Here is an 18,493-nt window from a genome sequence, read left to right as displayed (position 1 = left end):
TCTAGATCTCCAGGCTGGACAACTGGCCGATGATCTGAGCCGCAAGCGGATTCAGCGTCGCCATTCCGTCACGCACCGCGTAACGGGAGCCGGCGAGGTTGACCACCAGCGTGCTTCCGGACACCCCGGCCAGGCCTCGCGACAAGCCGGCATCGATGATTCCCGCGGACAGCCCCGAGGCGCGGATAGCTTCGGCGATGCCCAGGATTTCTCGATCCAGGATGTCGCGGGTGGCCTCGGGTGCGACGTCGCGCGGGGTGACTCCGGTCCCACCGACCGAGACCACCAGGTCCACCCCGCCGATCACCGCGGTGTTCAGCGCGTTGCGGATCTCGACCTCGTCGGCCGCCACCGCCACCACACCGTCGACCACGAAGCCCGCCTCGGTGAGCAGCTCGGTGACCAGGGGCCCACTGTGGTCCTCCTCGTCGCCGTGGGCGGTGCGGTCGTCGACCACCACGACCAGCGCCCGGCCGACCACCAATTCCGCACCCGTCTCCATGGGTGCAACGGTATATCCGAGTTCCGACAGTGACTCGTTCAAGGGTTCTTCGACTCTCATTACTGGTCCGCCTTGCCGAGCGTGACCTGCACGGTGCGGCTCGCGCCGCCGGGATCCTGGTAGGTCAGCGTCACCTTGTCGCCCGGCGCCTTGGACCGCACGGCGGCAACCAGCGCATCGGCGTTGTTGATCGGGCGGTCGTCCACCTTGGTGACGACGACGCCCTTGGGAACCCCGGCGCCCGCAGCCGCGCCGTTGGGCACGACGTCGACGATCTTGGCGCCGGGGGCGGCCTTGTCGCTGGTCACCTGCACGCCCAGCGAGGCGTGCGTCGCCTTGCCGGTGCTGATCAGCTCGTCGGCGATGCGCTTGGCCTGGTCGACCGGAATCGCGAAGCCCAAGCCGATCGAGCCGCTCTGGGCGTCCGGCGAATCGGCACCCAGCGTGGCGATCGCCGAGTTCACGCCCACCAGCTGGCCGCTCATGTTTACCAACGCCCCACCGGAGTTACCCGGGTTGATCGCCGCGTCGGTCTGAATCGCGTCCAGCACGGTGTTCTGGTTGCCCGCCTCGCCGGTCGTGGACACCGGCCGGTTCAGCGCGCTGATGATCCCGGTGGTCACCGTGCCCGACAGACCCAGGGGTGAGCCGATCGCCACCACCGGCTGGCCGACCCGCAAATCCGTCGAGGAACCCATCGAGATGGGGGTGAGGTTGGGGATGCCCTGCACGCGAATCACGGCGATGTCGCTGGTGGGGTCGGCGCCGACGACCGTGAACGGCGCGGTGCGGCCGTCAGAGAAGGTCACCGTCGTTTTCGGCGGCGGACCACCGGGCGCACCGGAGGGCCCGGGGGGCCCGGGGGGCCCGCTGGGCCCGGGGGGACCGCCCGGCTTGGCCGCGGCCGCCACTACATGGTTATTGGTCAGAATGAGCCCGTCGGCCGACAGCACGATGCCGGAGCCCTCTTCGGACTGGCGACCCATGTCGGTCTCCAGCATGACGACACTGGGCACCACCTTGGAGGCGACCTGTTCGACGCTGCCCGGCGGCATGTTCGCGGCCGGAACGCTGGGGGCTGCCCCCGGGATTATCCCGCGGCCGTTGCCGGCCGCCGAGTGCGTGCCCAGTTCGACAGCCGTTGCCGCGGCGCCGCCGATACCGGCCGAGACGACCGCGATCGCCAGCGCGCTCGCGACCAGTAGGCCTGCGCGGGAACGCTTTTCGCGTACCGGGCCGTGCGGGGGCGGCATCGGCGGCAGCATTCCGGGTATCGGACCGGTCCCGGTCGTCCCGGAAAGGGGAATGGCCCCGGTACCGCCGGGGATGGGACCGGGCCCGCCGCCCGGTAACCGGCCCGGCCCGGTGTTGCCGAACGGCTCGTAGGGCCGACGGTACTGGCCCGTCGGCGCCGGCTGCTGCTGCGGCTGGTAACGCCAGTCGAACTGCTGGTTGTACGGCTGCTGCCCGTGGGCATAGGCAGGGTGGACAGGCTGATTAGGCCCGGTGGGGTAACCCGGCTGCTGCGGCGGCGGCGAATACCTCGGGTCATTCGTCATGTCGCTACGTCGCTCTTCCTCTATATCGGAGATATCGGATCAATGTCGGATCGACTTCGCTCGAGTCCAACAGTAACTGCAGACCTACCTTGCCCGCGCGGACTGAGAGTCCACTGAGATAACGCTCGCCGAATCCCGAGAGTTCGCCGCTTTGTCCGTCACTGGCACGGCGGGGCCGGTCTCGTCTTCGGTCTTGTCGATTTTAGTGCCGGGCGCAGGCGTCGGATATGCCGCATCCGGCATCGGCCGGCCGGGAAGCAGCACGTGAATGGAAGTGCCCGGGGGCTGGCCACCCGGCACGGTGTCCTCGATGCGAAGCAACCCGCCGTGGTTGAGGACCACCTTCTTGACGATCGCCAGCCCCAGGCCCGACCCGGGCAACGCGCGCGCCGTCGTCGATCGGTAGAACCGCTCGAACACCAGCCGCCGCTCGTGCGGCGGGATGCCCGGGCCATGGTCGGAAACGACCAGCTCGGCGTGCGACGGGTCGAGTTGCCGCAGCTTTACCCCGACGCTGCCGCCCGGCGGGCTCCACTTGGCGGCGTTGTCCATCAGGTTCAGCACCGCGCGCGACAGGCCGGCGGCGTCACCGTGGACCTGCCAGGGGCTGACGTCGACATCGAAGTGAATGTCGTTGCGGCGCCGCCTGACTCGCTCCAGGCTGCGATCGATCACGTCGGGCATATCGACCGTCTCGTGCACCACCTGACCGGCGTCGTCGCGGGTGAGGTCCACCAAATCGCCTACTAGCGTGGACAATTCCTCGATCTGCCCGAGAACGTCGGCGCGCAGGCCGACCATCTCCTGTTCGGGCAGCCGCGGCGCCCCCGGCTCCATCGAGGCCATCAGCAACTCGACGTTGGTTCGCAGCGACGTCAGCGGGGTGCGCAATTCGTGTCCGGCATCGGTGACCAGCCGCGCCTGCCGCTCCCGGGACTCGGCCAAGGCCCGCAGCATCAGGTTGAAAGCCTCTGTGAGCCTGGCCAATTCGTCACTGCCGAACACCGGGATGGGCCGCAGGTCGTCGGTGCGGGCCACCCGCTCGGCGGCCTGGGTGAGCCGGGCCACCGGGCGCAGCCCCGCCCGGGTGACCATGCCCCCGGCCACCGCGGCGACCGCGACACCAATGCCGCCGACGATGAGCAGCACCCACCGCAGCCTGGTCATCACCGCCTCGGTCGGCTTCAGACTCTTGGAGATCAGAAGTGAACAGCCGTTGGGCAGGTGGATGGAAAGGATTCGCTGATCCGCCGCGGTGCGCCGCGACATGAACAGCTCGCCGCGGATCACGGCCTTCTCGGTCGGTCCGACCGGCAGGGTCTGTCCGGGCTGATTGGCGGTGTAGACGGAGTGGCCGGGGTTCACCAGTATCGCGTTGACGTCGGAATAGGCGGTGCCCTCGATGGCCTTCCCGGGGTCGGCGGCCAGCGAGCCGCTCGCGATCAGCAACTGCGCGCGGCTCTGCAGTTGGTTGTCGATATCGCTGTACAGCGCAGCCGAAATCACCGCGTAGACGGCAAATGCCATCAGCACGACCACCATGGCCACCATCGACATCGCCAGCAGCATCACCCGCCACCGCAGGGACAGCGAGCTGGTGGCCCGCAGCGGTGTGCGCCGGCGCCGACGGAATCGGATCATCGTTGGGGTTGGACCATCACGGTGGCGTCTCCCGAAGGACGTAACCCACCCCGCGGACCGTGTGGATCAGTCGCGGCTCGCCGTCGGCTTCGGTCTTGCGACGCAGATAGCCGACGTAGACCTCCAGCGCGTTGCCCGAGGTGGGGAAGTCGAATCCCCATACCTCCTCGAGGATGCGGCTGCGGGTGAGCACCCGACGCGGGTTGGCGATCAACATTTCCAGCAATGAAAACTCGGTGCGGGTCAAGCTGATTCGGCGCTGTCCCCGAGTGACCTCGCGGGTGACCGGGTCCAGGGTCAGGTCGGAGAACGTCATCGCCACCGACTCGGCGTCGTCGTCCGGCTTGGTGCGGCGCAGCAGTGCACGCATCCGCGCCAACAGCTCTTCGAGGGCGAAGGGCTTCGGCAGGTAGTCGTCGGCGCCGGCGTCCAGCCCGGCGACGCGCTCGGACACCGAGTCGCGGGCGGTGAGCACCAGGATCGGCAGGTCGTCTCCGGTACTGCGCAGGTGACGGCACACCTCGAGGCCATCCAGCCGCGGCATCATCACATCCAGGACGAGCGCGTCGGGCCGGTCACTGGCGATCATGCCGAGGGCCTCGACCCCGTCGTGCGCCAGCTCGACCGAGTAGCCGTTGAAGGAAAGCGACCTGCGCAGCGACTCGCGCACCGCGCGATCGTCGTCGACGACAAGTATCCGCACGGCCACCAGTTTCGTCCTAGCGCCTGAGAGCCGGCTGAGAGGCGCGCCGTGTATTTGCCGAGATTAGCGGCGGTCGAGGTCGATGAGACCGAGGCGGGCGGCCTTGAGCAGCCGGCGGGGCACCTTGTGCTTCTGGCCGGCCACCGTCACACCGACCAGCTCGGTCCGGGTGGCCTTCCACTGCGCGCGACGGCTTCGGGTGTTCGCGCGCGACATCCTGCGCTTGGGTACGGCCATGGTCGGGCCTAACTCCTCGTGTCGGGGGCATGTCGCGGGGCGTGGCCGGTCGGGCCTAACGTGCGACGATTGCGTATCAGGATAGTCGGTGACCTGCTGGCGGCCAAAACGACGCCCGGGGGCACCGAGATTGCCGTCAAGGTTGTGATCTGGGGCCGAGAACGTCCACTACGGCGATCTCGGCGCGAGGGCCCACCCGGACGTCCTTGACGGGCCACCGGCGCCACCCGCTAACCTACCGAGTGGTTGGTTGGTTGCGCCGACCGGCATGCCCACGAATGGAGGACGCGCATGGCCTCTACTTCTGGTGGCTCCGGAGCTCCTGGCGCTGTCCGGATCGCGAACTGCTCCGGGTTCTACGGCGACCGGCTGGCGGCGATGCGGGAAATGCTGACCGGCGGTGAAGTGGACTACCTCACCGGGGACTATCTGGCCGAGCTCACCATGCTGATCCTGGGCCGCGACCGGATGAAGCACCCCGACCGTGGCTACGCCAAGACCTTCCTGACCCAGCTCGAGGACTGCCTCGGCGAGGCCCGCGACCGAGGCGTCCGCATCGTCGCCAACGCCGGCGGCCTCAACCCCGCCGGGCTGGCCGACGCCATCCGCGCCATGGCCGAGCGCCTGGGCATCGCAGCCCGGGTCGCCCACGTCGAGGGCGACGACCTGCAACCGCGCGCGGCGGAGCTGGGGCTGGGCACGCCGTTGACGGCGAATGCGTACCTGGGCGCGTGGGGCATCGTCGATTGCCTCAACGACGGCGCCGATGTCGTCGTCACGGGGCGGGTCACCGACGCCTCGGTGATCGTCGGGGCGGCGGCCGCACACTTCGGCTGGGAACGCACCGACTACGACGCCCTGGCCGGCGCGGTGGTGGCCGGACACGTCATCGAATGCGGCGTGCAGGCCACCGGCGGCAACTATGCGTTCTTCACGGAGGTGCCCGACCTCACCCACGCCGGTTTCCCGCTGGCCGAGCTCCACGCCGACGGCTCGTCGGTGATCACCAAGCACCCCGGCACCGGCGGCCTGGTCAGCGTCGACACCGTCACCGCGCAACTGCTCTACGAGATCACCGGCGCCCGCTACGCCAATCCCGACGTGACCGCCCGGATGGACACCATCGAGCTGGCTTCCGACGGCCCCGACCGGGTGCGCATCAACGGTGTGCGCGGCGAACCGCCGCCGCCCACGCTGAAGGTGTCGCTGAACAGCATCGGCGGCTTCCGCAACGCCATGACGTTCGTGCTGACCGGTCTGGACATCGAGGCCAAGGCGGTCCTGGTGCGCCGGCAGTTGGAGGCCGCGCTGACGGTCAAGCCCGCCGAGTTGGAGTGGTCCCTGGCCCGCACCGACCACACCGACGCCGACACCGAGGAAGCCGCCAGCGCGCTGCTGCACTGCGTCGTCCGCGACCCCGACCCGGCCAACGTCGGACGGCAATTCTCCTCGGCCGCAGTGGAACTGGCGCTCGCCAGCTATCCGGGCTTTCACGTGACCGCTCCACCCGGGGAGGGTCAGGTCTACGGCGTGTTCACCCCCGGCTACGTCGACGCAAGGCAGGTGCCGCACATCGCGGTGCACGCCGACGGCAGCCGCGCCGAGATCCCCTGCGCCACCGATACTTTGGAGCTTGCGCCCGCCGATCCCCCGCTACTGCCGGAGCCGTTGCCGGCCGGCCCGGTGCGCAGGGTGCCGCTGGGTCGCATCGCCGGCGCCCGCAGCGGCGACAAGGGCGGTTCGGCCAACGTCGGGGTGTGGGTGCGTACCGACGAGCAATGGCGCTGGCTGGCGAACGCGCTGACCGTGGAGCTGCTCACCGAGCTGCTGCCCGAGGCGGCCGATTTCGCCGTCACCCGACACGTGCTGCCCAATTTGCGGGCGGTGAACTTCGTCATCGACGGCATCCTGGGCCAGGGCGTGGCCTATAACGCGCGCTTCGATCCCCAGGCCAAGGGGCTGGGTGAATGGCTGCGCGGCCGCTACGTCGACATTCCGGAAAGGCTGTTATGAGCATCTGGACCACACCCGAGCGCGAACAGCTGCGAAAGACGGTCCGCGCGTTCACCGAGCGCGAGATCCTGCCCAATGTTGACGAGTGGGAGCGCACCGGCGAGTTGCCGCGCGAGCTGCACCGGCGCGCCGGGGCGGCCGGGCTGCTGGGCGCGGGCTTTCCCGAAGCGGCCGGCGGTGGCGGCGGCGACGCCGCGGACCCGCTGATCATCTGCGAGGAGCTGCATCAGGCCGGCGCCCCGGGGGGTGTCTACGCGTCGCTGTTCACCTGCGGCATCGCGGTGCCACACATGATCGCCTCGGGCGACGAGCGGCTGATCGAGGAGTTCGTCCGCCCGACGCTGGCCGGCGACAAGATCGGCGCGCTCGCCATCACCGAGCCGGGCGGTGGTTCAGACGTCGGGCACCTGCGCACCGCGGCTGAGTTTGTCCGCGGGGACGGCGACGGCCACTACGTCGTCAACGGCGCCAAGACTTACATCACCTCCGGGGTGCGCGCCGACTACGTCGTCACCGCCGTGCGCACCGGCGGCCCCGGGGCGGGCGGGGTTTCGCTGCTGGTGATCGACAAGGGCACGCCCGGCTTCGAGGTCACCCGCAAGCTGGACAAGATGGGGTGGCGTTCGTCGGACACCGCGGAGCTGTCCTTCACCGACGTGCGGGTGCCGGCCGCGAATCTGGTCGGCGCCGAGAACAGCGGGTTCGCCCAGATCGCGCAGGCCTTTGTCTCGGAGCGCATCGCCCTTGCGGCGCAGGCCTATTCGAGCGCGCAGCGCTGCCTGGACATTACGGTCCAGTGGTGTCGCGACCGGGAGACGTTTGGCCGGCCGCTGATCTCTCGCCAGCCGGTGCAGAACACGCTGGCCGAGATGGCCCGGCGCACCGACGTGGCGCGGGTGTACGCGCGCCACGTGGTGGAGCGCAAGCTCGCCGGGGAGACCAACCTGATCGGCGAGGTGTGTTTCGCCAAGAACACCGCGGTCGAGGCCGGGGAATGGGTGGCCAACCAGGCCGTCCAGCTGTTCGGCGGCATGGGCTATATGTCCGAGTCCGAAGTAGAACGCCAATACCGGGACATGCGGATCCTCGGCATCGGCGGCGGCACCACCGAAATACTGACCGCACTGGCCGCAAAGACGTTGGGATATCAACCGTGACCGCGCCGGCGACGATGCAGAGCGCAGCGATGAGGAGGAGCGGCGCCATATGACCACGCTTCAGTCCACGCTCGACCCGAGCTCTGCCGCCTTCACCGAGGCGGCATCGGCGGCGACGTCGCGGCTCGACGAGATCGACGCGGAACTGGCCAACGCGCTGGCGGGCGGAGGCCCCAAATATGTTGAGCGCCACCACGCCAGGGGCAAGCTGACCGCCCGGGAACGCATCGAGCTGCTCGTCGACCCGGACTCACCCTTCTTGGAGCTGAGTCCGCTCGCCGCCTATGGCAGCGCGTTCAAGGTCGGCGCCAGTACGGTCACCGGGATCGGCGCCGTGTCCGGTGTGGAATGCATGATCGTCGGGAATGACCCGACGGTCAAAGGCGGGACCAGCAATCCGTGGACGCTGAAGAAAATACTGCGGGCCAACCAAATCGCCTTCGAGAACCGTCTTCCCGTCATTTCACTGGTCGAATCCGGCGGCGCAGATCTGCCGACGCAGAAAGAGATCTTCATCCCGGGCGGACGGATGTTCCGCGACCTGACCCGGCTGTCGGCGGCCGGCATACCGACCATCGCGCTGGTCTTCGGCAACTCCACCGCGGGCGGCGCGTACGTGCCCGGCATGTCGGATCACGTGGTGATGATCAAGGAACGCTCGAAGGTGTTTTTGGCCGGTCCCCCGCTGGTGAAGATGGCCACCGGCGAGGAGTCCGACGACGAATCCCTGGGCGGCGCCGAAATGCACTCCCGCATATCGGGTTTGGGGGATTACTTCGCCGTCGACGAGCTCGACGCGATCCGCATCGGACGCCGCATCGTCGCCCGGCTGAATTGGGTCAAGCAGGGACCCGCCCCCGGCCCCGTCACCGAGCCGCTGTTCGACACCGAGGAGCTGATCGGCATCGTGCCCGCGGACCTGCGCATCCCGTTCGACCCCCGCGAGGTGATCGCCCGCATCGTCGACGGCTCCGAATTCGACGAATTCAAGGCGATGTACGGCTCGTCATTGGTGACCGGCTGGGCCCGGCTGCACGGCTATCCCCTGGGCATCCTGGCCAACGCGCGCGGTGTGCTGTTCAGCGAGGAGTCGCAGAAGGCCACCCAGTTCATTCAGCTCGCCAACCGCTCCAACACGCCACTGTTGTTCCTGCACAACACCACCGGCTACATGGTGGGCAAGGACTACGAAGAGGGCGGGATGATCAAGCACGGGTCGATGATGATCAACGCCGTTTCCAACTCGACGGTCCCGCACATCTCGCTGCTCATCGGTGCGTCGTACGGCGCCGGCCATTACGGGATGTGCGGGCGGGCCTACGACCCGCGATTTCTGTTCGCCTGGCCCAGCGCCAAGGCCGCAGTGATGGGCGGCGCGCAGCTCTCGGGCGTGCTGTCGATCGTGGCCCGCGCGGCCGCCGAAGGCCGCGGGCAGGAATATGACGACGCGGCCGATGCTTCCATGCGGGCTGCGATAGAGGGCCAGATCGAGGCCGAGTCGCTGCCGATGGTGTTGTCCGGGATGCTCTATGACGACGGGGTGATCGACCCGCGCGACACCCGCACCGTGCTGGGAATGTGTTTGTCCGCCATCGCCAATGGCCCGATCAAGGGGACGTCGAACTTCGGCGTCTTCCGGATGTGAGCGTCATGGGGATCACACGAGTGCTGGTCGCCAACCGCGGCGAGATCGCCCGACGGGTGTTCGCGACCTGCCGGCGAGTGGGCCTGGGCACCGTCGCCGTCTACACCGATCCCGACGCGGCCGCGCCGCACGTCGCCGAGGCCGACGCCCGCGTGCGCCTGGCCCAGGCCAACGATTATCTCAACGCCGAGGCCATCATCGGGGCGGCCCGAGCCGCCGGCGCCGACGCGGTGCATCCCGGTTACGGGTTCCTTTCGGAGAACGCCGAATTCGCCACCGCCGTGCAGGCCGCCGGCCTGACCTGGGTCGGGCCACCGGTGGACGCGGTGCGCGCGATGGGCTCCAAGATCGAGTCCAAGAAGCTGATGGCCGCCGCCGGGGTACCGGTGCTCGACGAGCTGGACCCCGACGCGGTGACCGAAGCCCAGCTGCCGGTGCTGGTGAAGGCCTCCGCGGGCGGCGGCGGCCGCGGGATGCGGGTGGTGCGCGAATTGTCCGCTCTGCCCGGCGAAGTCGCGGCGGCACGGCGCGAGGCGCAGTCGGCCTTCGGCGACCCGACGGTATTCTGCGAGCGCTACCTGCCCACCGGCCACCACGTCGAGGTGCAGGTCATGGCGGACACCCACGGCACGGTGTGGGCCGTCGGGGAACGCGAATGCTCGATTCAACGCAGGCACCAGAAGATCATCGAGGAGGCCCCGTCCCCCCTGGTCGAACGCACGCCGGGCATGCGGGCCAAGCTGTTCGACGCGGCCCGGCTGGCCGCCGGCGCGATCGGCTACACCGGGGCTGGCACGGTGGAGTTCCTCGCCGATGAGGACGGGGAGTTCTACTTCCTGGAGATGAACACGCGGCTGCAGGTCGAGCATCCGGTCACCGAAGAGACCACGGGCCTGGACCTCGTCGAACTGCAGCTTGCGGTCGCCGACGGCGGGCGCCTGGACGCCGAACCGCCTGCCTCCGAAGGCTATTCGATCGAGGCCCGGCTCTACGCCGAGGACCCGGCGCACGGCTGGCAGCCCCAAGCCGGGTTGGTGCACGCGATCGACGTGCCAGGAGTTCGCGCGCAGTTCAGCACGCTGGACCACCGGACCGGGATCCGGCTGGATTCCGGAATCGTCGACGGCTCGGTGGTGTCGATCCATTACGACCCGATGCTGGCCAAGGTCATCTCGTACGCCCCGACGCGCCGGCAGGCGGCGCTGGTGCTGGCCGACTCGCTGGCCCGCGCCCGGGTGCACGGCCTGCGCACCAACCGCGAGCTGCTGGTGAACGTGCTGCGCCACCCGGCGTTCCTCGAAGGCGCCACCGACACCGCATTTTTCGACACACACGGCCTGGCGGAGCTGTCGGCCCCGCTGGCCGACGCCGCGACGGTCCGGTTGTCGGCGATCGCCGCCGCCCTCGCCGACGCCGCGCACAACCGAGCCCACGCCGCGGTGTTCGGCTCGATCCCCAGCGGCTGGCGAAACCTGCCGTCGGGCCACCAGGTCAAGAGCTACCGCGACGGTGCGGGCACTGAGCACCGGATCGAATACCGGTTCAGCAGAACCGGTTTGGAGCTTCCCGATGATGCGTCGGTGCGGCTCGTCTCGTCCGCCCCGGACCGGGTTGTGCTGGCCGATGCGGGGGTGGACCACAGCTTCTCGGTGCACCGCTACGCTTCGGATGTCTACGTCGATTCCGCCCGCGGGCCGGTTCACCTGGTCGCACTCCCACGGTTCCCCGAGCCGGAATCGACCCTCGAAAAGGGCTCCCTCGTGGCACCCATGCCCGGCAACGTCATCCGTCTCGGCGCCGCCGCCGGCGACACCGTCACCGCCGGGCAGCCGCTGATCTGGCTCGAGGCGATGAAGATGGAACACACCATCGCCGCGCCGGTCGACGGTGTGCTCGCCGAACTCAACGTCAAAACCGGTCAGCAAGTCGAAGTTGGCGCCGTCCTGGCACGAGTGGAAGCGCCGCAAGCAGAAGGAGATTCACCGTGACCGACACCAGCTTCATCGAAAACGAGGAACGCCGCGCACTGCGCAAGGCGGTGGCCGAGTGGGCGTCCGGCTACGGCGCCGAGTATTACCTCAAGAAAGCCCGTGTTCACGAGCACACTACCGAATTGTGGTCCGAGGCGGGCAAGCTCGGATTTCTCGGGGTGAACCTGCCCGAGGAGTACGGCGGTGGTGGCGCCGGGATGTACGAGCTGTCACTGGTGATGGAAGAAATGGCGGCCGCGGGCAGCGCGCTGCTGCTGATGGTGGTGTCACCCGCCATCAACGGCACCATCATCAGCAAGTTCGGCACCGAAGAACAGAAGAAGCGCTGGATCCCGGCCATCGCCGACGGCTCGCTGACGATGGCGTTCGCCATCACCGAACCGGACGCCGGATCCAACTCCCACAAGATCACCACCACCGCCCGGCGCGACGGCAGCGATTGGATCCTCAAGGGCCAGAAGGTGTTCATCTCCGGCGTCGACCAGGCGCAGGCGGTGCTCGTGGTGGCGCGCACCTTCAAAGAGACAGGAGCAAAGTCCGAATCATTGCGCCCAGCCCTGTTCGTGGTGCCCACGGACGCCCCCGGATTCACCTACACGCCAATCGAAATGGAGCTGATCAGCCCGGAGCGTCAATTCCAGGTCTTCCTCGACGACGTCCGGCTGCCAAGCGATGCGCTGGTCGGGGCCGAGGACGCCGCCATCGCACAGCTTTTCGCCGGTTTGAACCCCGAGCGGATCATGGGCGCGGCCAGCTCGGTGGGCATGGGACGGTTCGCCCTCGAAAAGGCCGTCGATTACGTCAAGACCCGCAAGGTGTGGTCCACGCCGATCGGCGCCCACCAGGGGCTGTCACATCCCTTGGCGCAGTGCCACATCGAGGTCGAACTGGCCAAGCTGATGATGCAGAAGGCCGCCACGCTCTACGACAGCGGCGACGACATGGGCGCGGCCGAGGCCGCCAACATGGCCAAGTACGCCGCCGCCGAAGCGGCCACCCGCTCGGTCGACCAGGCGGTGCAGTCGATGGGCGGCAACGGGTTGACCAAGGAGTACGGCGTCGCCGCGATGCTGACCTCGGCGCGGCTGGGCCGGATCGCCCCGATCAGCCGCGAGATGGTGCTGAACTTCGTTGCGCAGACGTCGCTGGGCCTGCCCCGAAGCTACTGAAGCCCTACTGATGGACACCCTGGTCGAATACGCCGGGCCAGCCGATGCCGGCGGCCCGTACACGCGGCTGACGCTGAACTCGCCCCACAATCGCAACGCCCTCTCGACCGCGCTCGTCGAGCAGTTGCATCAGGGCCTGCGCGACGCGGCGGCGGACCCGACCGTGCGAGCGGTGGTCCTCGGGCACACCGGCGGCACCTTCTGCGCCGGCGCCGACCTGAGTGAGGCCAGCGGCGACGACCCGCGTGGCGATCGCGAGCGCGGCGCAGCCGGGCGAAGCGGGTCGCCACCATCGGCATTTGACCTGGCCGCGGCCCGCGGCCGGGAACTGACGGCGCTGCTGCGCGCCATCGTTGAGTCACCGCTGCCCGTGATCGCCGCAATCGACGGGCATGTCCGGGCCGGGGGGTTCGGCTTGGTCGGTGCCTGCGACATCGCGGTCGCCGGGCCGCGCAGCACCTTCGCACTGACCGAAGCCCGCATCGGGGTCGCCCCCGCGATCATTTCCCTGACGCTGCTGCCGAAGATGTCGGCACGGGCGGCGGCTCGCTACTACCTCACCGGCGCGACGTTCGGTGCGCCGGAAGCCGCCGAGATGGGGCTCATCACCCTGGCGACCGACGACGTGCAAGCCGCGGTGCGGAAGCTGCTCGCCGACGTGAGCCGCGGTTCGCCGCAGGGCCTTGCGGCGTCGAAGGCGCTGACGACGGCCGCCGTGCTGGAAGGCTTCGACCGCGATGCCGAACGGCTCGCCGAGGAGTCGGCCCGGCTGTTCGTGTCCGAGGAAGCCCGCGAAGGCATGCTGGCGTTTTTGCAGAAGCGCCCGCCCGGCTGGGCGCCCGTTGACGGTGGCGCCAATTGAGTGCGGCCTTCGAAGAACGTTGCAGTTTAGCCAACACACTTGCAGCAAAACCTGGACGTCGTACGCTCGTGGATGATGAGCAACTCAGCGCAGCGCGACGCGAAGGACACGCGTGACGAATCGTCGCGCGCGGCCGACACGGATCGCATACAGCTCGCGCAGTTGCTGGCGTACGCGGCAGAGCAGGGCCGCCTGCAGCTGAAGGACTACGAAGACCGCCTTACCAGGGCCTATGCGGCCACGACGTACGAAGAGCTGGACGAGCTCCGGGCGGACCTGCCGGGCACTGCGATAAGCCCGCGTAGGGGCGGCAAACCCAACCCGGCGCCGTCGATGTTGCTGCTCGCGCTGATGAGCGGATTCGAGCGGCGCGGCCGGTGGAACGTGCCCAAGAAGCTGACGACGTTCACGTTCTGGGGCACCGGGGTGGTGGATCTGCGCTACGCCGACTTCACCTCGACCGAGGTCGAGATCCACGCGATCTCGATCATGGGTGCGCAGAACATCCTGCTACCACCGGAAGTCAACGTCGAGATCGAGGGCCGCGGCGTGATGGGTGGCTTCGACCACAGTGTCCTGGGCCAGGGCACACCCGGCGCGCCGAAGGTCAAGATTCGCGGCTTCTCGCTGTGGGGCGGTGTGGGCGTCCGTCGCAAGGCCCGCAGGCACCGCCCCTAGCGGCAGGTCTCAGCGCAGAAGCGTTCTGCCCGAGCCTATTTCGGCACGTAGTCGAATTGGTCCGGATGTGGGCCGTTCCTGCCCGACTCGCCTTTGTCCAGACCCGAGATCGCGTCCATGTCGGAGTTGTCCAACTCGAAGTCGAACAGCTCGAAGTTGGCTTTGATCCGCTCCGGCGTTACGGACTTGGGGAACACGATGTCTCCGCGCTGGATGTGCCAGCGCAGCACCACCTGCGCCGGTGATTTGCCGCGGGCCTCGGCGATGCGGTTGATCACGGGGTCGTCGAGCACCTTGCCCTGGGCGATCGGCGACCACGCCTCGGTGACAATGCCGTGCTCGCGTCCGTAGGCGCGGACCGCCTCGTTAGCGAAGTAGGGATGGACCTCGATCTGGTTGACCGAAGGGACCGTGTCGGTTTCGTCGGCGAGCCGATCGAGATGTGCGGGCTGGAAGTTCGACACGCCGATGCTGCGCGCGCGTCCGTCTTTGGCGAACTCTTCGAGCACCTTCCAGGTGGACACGAAGTCCCCGCCGTAGAGGGTGGGCAGCGGCCAGTGAATCAGGAACAGGTCGACGTAATCCGAATTGAGGGCGTCCAGCGTCTTGTCGAATGCTCGGCGCGCATCGTCGGGCTTGTGAAAGCCGTTGTTCAGCTTGCTGGTGATGAAAACCTCGGCACGGTCGAGGCCGGCGTCGCGCACGCCCTGGCCGACTTCCTTTTCGTTTCCGTACATTTCAGCGGTGTCGATGTGGCGGTATCCGATCTCGAGGGCCCGCTTGACCGCTTCGGCGGTTTCGTCGGGTTTGATCTGGAATACGCCGAATCCAAGCTGCGGAATGCGGACGCCGTCGTTGAGTTCGATCGTTGGAACGTTGGTCATTGGGCTTCCTCCTTCTCGCTCCAGGTACCCCGTTAAGACGGCGGCTACCCGTGCCCGAAATCACGTCGAAAACGTAGGGGCGCCATGGTCAACGGCGGCGCCGGGACCGCAGGTAGTCGCCCACCACGGCCGCACCCAGGCCATCCAGGTCGGGCACCACAACGCGCCCCTCGACGCGGCGGGCGACCTGGTCGATGAACCGTGCCAGGCCAGGGTCGCTGCCGAGCCGGAAGATCGTCACCTGCGCACCGAGGCGGGCCATGTCGTCGAACCCGCGCACCGTGTGGGCGATGGTCCGCGGGTGTGGTGGGTAATCGAAGAACACCGCCGAGCCTTCTCCGTCGAAGTCCTCCAGGTGCGCGGTCGGCTCACCGTCGGTCACCACCAGCACGACGGGCTGCGCGTTGGGGTGGCGCCGCAGGTGACGACCGGCCAGCGCCAGCGCGTGGTGCAGGTTGGTGCCCTGCTCGTAGACGCCCTCCAGACCGGTGAGCTCAGCGGCCGTCACCGTGCGGGCATACCGGCCAAACGCGATGATCTGCAGGGCATCTGAGCGAAAGCGGGTGCACACCAGGTGGTTGAGCGCCAGCGCCGTCTGCTTCATCGGCAGCCAGCGATTCTCCATCACCATCGAAAACGAGGTGTCCACCAACAGCGCCACCGCGGCCTGCGTGCGCGTCTCGGTCTCGGACACCTCGACGTCGTCGACGGCGATCCGGATCGGGCCCGCCTGGCCGTCGAGCGTCGCGGTTCCCGCCTGCCGCAGCACTGCGTTGGTCAGCGTGCGCGCGATGTTCCACGGCTCGGTGTCGCCGAACTGCCAGGGCCGGGTCGCACCGGTCAGCTCGCCGGCGGCCCCCGCGCGCCGATGATCCCGCTCGCCGCGCCGGCCGGAAAGCTGTTGCACCACATCACGTAACGCCGTCTCGCCGAGCCGTCGCATGGCCTTCGGCGACAACCGCCACTGGCCGTCGGAACCGCGATCCAGGAATCCCTGATTGACCAGTGCGCGTTCCAATTCGGCCAGTGTCCGCGCGTCGATGGCCGCCTCGTCTCCGAGCTGGCGGGCCAGCGCGTCCAGATCGACGTCATCCATGGTGGCGCCCGGATAGCTTTGCGACAGCTGCTCGGCCAGCTGCTCGAGCTCGGCGATGTCCGACAGCGCCTGGGTGCCCTCGCCCATGCCGAACGGATTGTCGCCGGAGAACTGCTCGGAGCCGGTCCAGTCCTCGCCCGGCCGGGCGGCCTGCAGATGCGCGTCGAGCCGGTTCAGCGCCTGCATCAACGCCGGGGAGCCAAATGCCTGCTGCGCCAAGGCATCCAGCTCTGCGCGCTGGTCGGGGCTCAGGCTGTTGCGGAAGCGCTGCGCGGCAGCGGCCCGCTTGGCCAGCGAGTCCAACAGCTCCTCGACGTTGCGGGGGTTCTCGGGAAAGAACTCGCCGTGCTTGTCCATGAAGTCGTCGAAGTCTTGCTGGGTGTCCTCGCCGCGGGCGTGCTTGTCCAGCAGCTGGTTGAGGTCGTCCAGCATCTCGTTGACGCGCTGGCGATCCTCGTCGGTGGCGCCCTCGAGCGCCTGCTTCATGCCCGCGAAGCGCTGGTCGAGCATCTCGCGGCCCAGCAAATCCTTGATCTGCTCGTACTTTTCGCGCGCCTCGGCGCTGCGCCAGTTGTAGTCTGAGAGCTCCTGTACGGCCTTGGCCGGCGACGCCGGCAGCGCGTCCAGCTGCAGCTCGCCGAAGCGCGCGTCGTCGTCCAGGGCGCGGGCCAGCTCCTTGCGTTCGGCCAGCACCGCCTCGTCGAGCAGCTTCTTGATCTCCTGCAAGGTGCCGTCTAAGTTGTTGCGGCGCAACAAGTCCCGTCGGCGCCGGTTAGCCTCGGCCGCCAGTTGGTCGGCCCCGCGCATGTTCTGGGTGCCGCGGCGCAGCAGCTCGGAAAGCGCACGCCGTGGCGAAGTGCCGGCCATGACATCTTGGCCGATCTGTTCAAGCGCCTCACGCAGATCCACCGGCGGCGCCAGCGGGTCGGGCCCGCCGGTGTACGCCGAGTACCGCGAAGAGTGCGCTCTAGCCATAGACGGTTTGGCCCTCCCCGGACACCTTGTCGATGCGCTTGGCCAAATACAGCGCCTCGAGCGCCAGTTCCAATGCCGCGGCGCGCTCGCCTTCGGACTCGGCATGGAGCTTGGTCGCGATCCTATCCACCACCGGCAGGCCCGGTACCGCGGCCAGCACGTCCTTGGCCGACACTCGCTCCCCCGTCGTCACTGCCGACCCGGCCTCGACGGCGGTCACCAGCGAACCGACGTCGATGCCGCCCAGCACCCTGGCGGCGGTGTCGGCGGTCGCGCGGCGCAGCAGGTGTTCCAGCACCGCCTGCTCGCGGCCCTCTTCGCCGGACTCGAATTCCAGCTTGCCGCGCAGCACGTCGATCACGGTGCCCAGGTCGACCACCCGGGCCACCGGGTCGGTCTCCCCCAGCATCGCCCCGCGATGCCGGGCGGCGGCGGCCACCGTCTCGGCCGCGGCGATCGCGAACCGCGCCGACACCCCGGACCGCTGATCGACGGAGCTGGACTCCCGCAGGTAGCGGGCGAATCGCGCGATCACCTGCATGAGGTAGTCGGGGACCTGAGCGCTCAGGTGCGCCTCCTGAACAATCACGCCCACCTCCGCCTCCAGTTCCAGCGGGTAGTGGGTGCGGATCTCGGCGCCGAACCGGTCCTTGATCGGGGTGATGATGCGGCCCCGGTTGGTGTAGTCCTCTGGGTTGGCGCTGGCCACCACCAGCACGTCCAGCGGCAGGCGCAGCGTGTAACCGCGGACCTGGATGTCGCGCTCCTCCATGACGTTGAGCATCGACACCTGGATGCGCTCGGCCAGGTCGGGCAGCTCGTTGACCGCGACGATGCCGCGGTGCGCGCGCGGGATCAGCCCGTAGGCGATGGTCTCGGGGTCACCCAGGCTGCGGCCTTCGGCGACCTTGATGGGGTCGATGTCACCGACCAGGTCGGCGACGCTGGTGTCCGGGGTGGCCAGCTTCTCGGTGTAGCGCTCGCTGCGGTGCTTCCACGCCACGGGCAGGTCGTCGCCGAGCGTGGCGGCCCGCCGGATCGACTCCGGCGTGATCGGGGTGTACGGGTGCTCGCCGAGTTCGGCCCCGTCGATCACCGGTGTCCATTCGTCAAGCAGCCCGACCAGCGCCCGCAGCAGCCGGGTCTTGCCCTGGCCGCGCTCGCCCAGCAGCACGAAGTCGTGCCCCGCGATCAGCGCCCGCTCCAGCTGCGGCAAGACGGTGTCGTCGAAGCCCAGTATGCCCGGCCAGATCTCGTCTCCCTCGGCCAGCGCGGTCAGGAGATTCTCGCGGATTTCCTGCTTGACTCCCCGTTCGCGATGGCCACTGGCGCGCAGTTCGCCGACGGTTCGGGGCAGGTGACTCGGTGATGGCACCACTCC

General features: G+C 68.6%; 15 protein-coding genes. 7 read left to right on the top strand and 8 right to left on the bottom strand.

From position 1 onward, the window contains the following. Window position 1: 1 nt before the first annotated feature. From A5764_RS19050 to rpmF, 5 genes are all read right to left on the bottom strand, one after another. The gene (locus A5764_RS19050; RefSeq protein ID WP_067115492.1) at window positions 2–562 is read right to left on the bottom strand and encodes a molybdenum cofactor biosynthesis protein B; all 561 of its coding nucleotides are present in this window, start codon (window positions 560–562) and stop codon (window positions 2–4) included. Further along, window positions 562–2,061, bottom strand: coding sequence for a S1C family serine protease (locus tag A5764_RS19045; RefSeq protein WP_067115489.1), 1,500 nt, complete (start codon window positions 2,059–2,061; stop codon window positions 562–564). Before A5764_RS19045 ends, A5764_RS19050 begins: the two co-directional genes overlap by 1 nt. An 84-nt stretch (window positions 2,062–2,145) precedes the next feature. Further along, window positions 2,146–3,702 (bottom strand): HAMP domain-containing sensor histidine kinase, encoded by a 1,557-nt coding sequence (locus A5764_RS19040; protein ID WP_067115486.1) that lies wholly within the window; start codon window positions 3,700–3,702, stop codon window positions 2,146–2,148. A 16-nt stretch (window positions 3,703–3,718) separates the two neighbouring features. Continuing rightward, window positions 3,719–4,405 (bottom strand): two-component system response regulator MprA, encoded by a 687-nt coding sequence (gene mprA / locus A5764_RS19035; RefSeq protein WP_067115549.1) that lies wholly within the window; start codon window positions 4,403–4,405, stop codon window positions 3,719–3,721. Between the two features lie 63 nt (window positions 4,406–4,468). Beyond that, window positions 4,469–4,642, bottom strand: coding sequence for a 50S ribosomal protein L32 (gene rpmF / locus A5764_RS19030; RefSeq protein ID WP_067115484.1), 174 nt, complete (start codon window positions 4,640–4,642; stop codon window positions 4,469–4,471). A gap of 291 nt (window positions 4,643–4,933) precedes the next feature. Here rpmF and A5764_RS19025 point away from each other — a divergent pair, with 291 nt between their 5' ends. The 7 genes from A5764_RS19025 to A5764_RS18995 all read left to right on the top strand — a co-directional run bounded on the left by A5764_RS19025 (window position 4,934) and on the right by A5764_RS18995 (window position 14,157). Next, on the top strand, window positions 4,934–6,655 hold the full coding sequence (locus A5764_RS19025; protein WP_067115481.1) for an acyclic terpene utilization AtuA family protein: 1,722 nt from the start codon (window positions 4,934–4,936) through the stop codon (window positions 6,653–6,655). Beyond that, a complete protein-coding gene (locus A5764_RS19020) occupies window positions 6,652–7,812 on the top strand; it encodes an acyl-CoA dehydrogenase family protein (RefSeq protein ID WP_067115475.1) in 1,161 nt (386 codons plus the stop codon). Before A5764_RS19025 ends, A5764_RS19020 begins: the two co-directional genes overlap by 4 nt. Before the next feature lie 49 nt (window positions 7,813–7,861). After that, the gene (locus tag A5764_RS19015) at window positions 7,862–9,457 is read left to right on the top strand and encodes an acyl-CoA carboxylase subunit beta (RefSeq protein WP_067115472.1); all 1,596 of its coding nucleotides are present in this window, start codon (window positions 7,862–7,864) and stop codon (window positions 9,455–9,457) included. A gap of 5 nt (window positions 9,458–9,462) precedes the next feature. After that, window positions 9,463–11,445, top strand: a complete 1,983-nt coding sequence (locus tag A5764_RS19010) for a biotin carboxylase N-terminal domain-containing protein (RefSeq protein ID WP_067115468.1) — start codon at window positions 9,463–9,465, stop codon at window positions 11,443–11,445. Further along, a complete protein-coding gene (locus A5764_RS19005) occupies window positions 11,442–12,617 on the top strand; it encodes an acyl-CoA dehydrogenase family protein (protein ID WP_067115466.1) in 1,176 nt (391 codons plus the stop codon). Before A5764_RS19010 ends, A5764_RS19005 begins: the two co-directional genes overlap by 4 nt. 10 nt (window positions 12,618–12,627) lie before the next feature. Next, window positions 12,628–13,479 carry an enoyl-CoA hydratase family protein gene (locus A5764_RS19000; protein ID WP_067115463.1) on the top strand — a complete coding sequence of 284 codons (852 nt, stop codon included), beginning with the start codon at window positions 12,628–12,630 and terminating at the stop codon, window positions 13,477–13,479. A gap of 75 nt (window positions 13,480–13,554) precedes the next feature. Next, window positions 13,555–14,157 (top strand): DUF1707 domain-containing protein, encoded by a 603-nt coding sequence (locus tag A5764_RS18995; protein WP_082951795.1) that lies wholly within the window; start codon window positions 13,555–13,557, stop codon window positions 14,155–14,157. A 35-nt stretch (window positions 14,158–14,192) separates the two neighbouring features. Here A5764_RS18995 and A5764_RS18990 read toward each other — a convergent pair whose 3' ends face one another. The 3 genes from A5764_RS18990 to A5764_RS18980 form a co-directional block, all read right to left on the bottom strand. Then, window positions 14,193–15,041 (bottom strand): aldo/keto reductase, encoded by an 849-nt coding sequence (locus A5764_RS18990; RefSeq protein ID WP_067115461.1) that lies wholly within the window; start codon window positions 15,039–15,041, stop codon window positions 14,193–14,195. An 88-nt stretch (window positions 15,042–15,129) separates the two neighbouring features. Continuing rightward, window positions 15,130–17,112, bottom strand: coding sequence for a VWA domain-containing protein (locus A5764_RS18985; protein WP_067115458.1), 1,983 nt, complete (start codon window positions 17,110–17,112; stop codon window positions 15,130–15,132). Beyond that, a complete protein-coding gene (locus tag A5764_RS18980; protein ID WP_067115454.1) occupies window positions 17,105–18,490 on the bottom strand; it encodes an ATP-binding protein in 1,386 nt (461 codons plus the stop codon). The genes A5764_RS18985 and A5764_RS18980 overlap by 8 nt, the downstream gene beginning before the upstream one ends. Window positions 18,491–18,493 lie beyond the last annotated feature (3 nt).

It is taken from the genome of Mycobacterium sp. 852002-51057_SCH5723018, from assembly GCF_001667035.1.
Taxonomy (GTDB): domain Bacteria; phylum Actinomycetota; class Actinomycetes; order Mycobacteriales; family Mycobacteriaceae; genus Mycobacterium.
Note: the sequence above shows the minus strand (reverse complement) of the source record. Positions and strands in the feature narration are given on the sequence as shown.

Bases quoted from the DNA above. Each gene is read 5' to 3' on its own strand.
- A5764_RS19040 (WP_067115486.1), bottom strand. From the start codon at position 3,702: ATGATCCGATTCCGTCGGCGCCGGCGCACACCGCTGCGGGCCACCAGC.
- rpmF (WP_067115484.1), bottom strand. From the start codon at position 4,642: ATGGCCGTACCCAAGCGCAGGATGTCGCGCGCGAACACCCGAAGCCGT.
- A5764_RS19025 (WP_067115481.1), top strand. From the start codon at position 4,934: ATGGCCTCTACTTCTGGTGGCTCCGGAGCTCCTGGCGCTGTCCGGATC.
- A5764_RS18995 (WP_082951795.1), top strand. From the start codon at position 13,555: ATGAGCAACTCAGCGCAGCGCGACGCGAAGGACACGCGTGACGAATCG.
- A5764_RS19020 (WP_067115475.1), top strand. From the start codon at position 6,652: ATGAGCATCTGGACCACACCCGAGCGCGAACAGCTGCGAAAGACGGTC.
- A5764_RS19010 (WP_067115468.1), top strand. From the start codon at position 9,463: ATGGGGATCACACGAGTGCTGGTCGCCAACCGCGGCGAGATCGCCCGA.
- A5764_RS19050 (WP_067115492.1), bottom strand. From the start codon at position 562: ATGAGAGTCGAAGAACCCTTGAACGAGTCACTGTCGGAACTCGGATAT.
- A5764_RS19045 (WP_067115489.1), bottom strand. From the start codon at position 2,061: ATGACGAATGACCCGAGGTATTCGCCGCCGCCGCAGCAGCCGGGTTAC.
- A5764_RS18990 (WP_067115461.1), bottom strand. From the start codon at position 15,041: ATGACCAACGTTCCAACGATCGAACTCAACGACGGCGTCCGCATTCCG.
- A5764_RS18985 (WP_067115458.1), bottom strand. From the start codon at position 17,112: ATGGCTAGAGCGCACTCTTCGCGGTACTCGGCGTACACCGGCGGGCCC.
- A5764_RS19000 (WP_067115463.1), top strand. From the start codon at position 12,628: ATGGACACCCTGGTCGAATACGCCGGGCCAGCCGATGCCGGCGGCCCG.
- A5764_RS19015 (WP_067115472.1), top strand. From the start codon at position 7,862: ATGACCACGCTTCAGTCCACGCTCGACCCGAGCTCTGCCGCCTTCACC.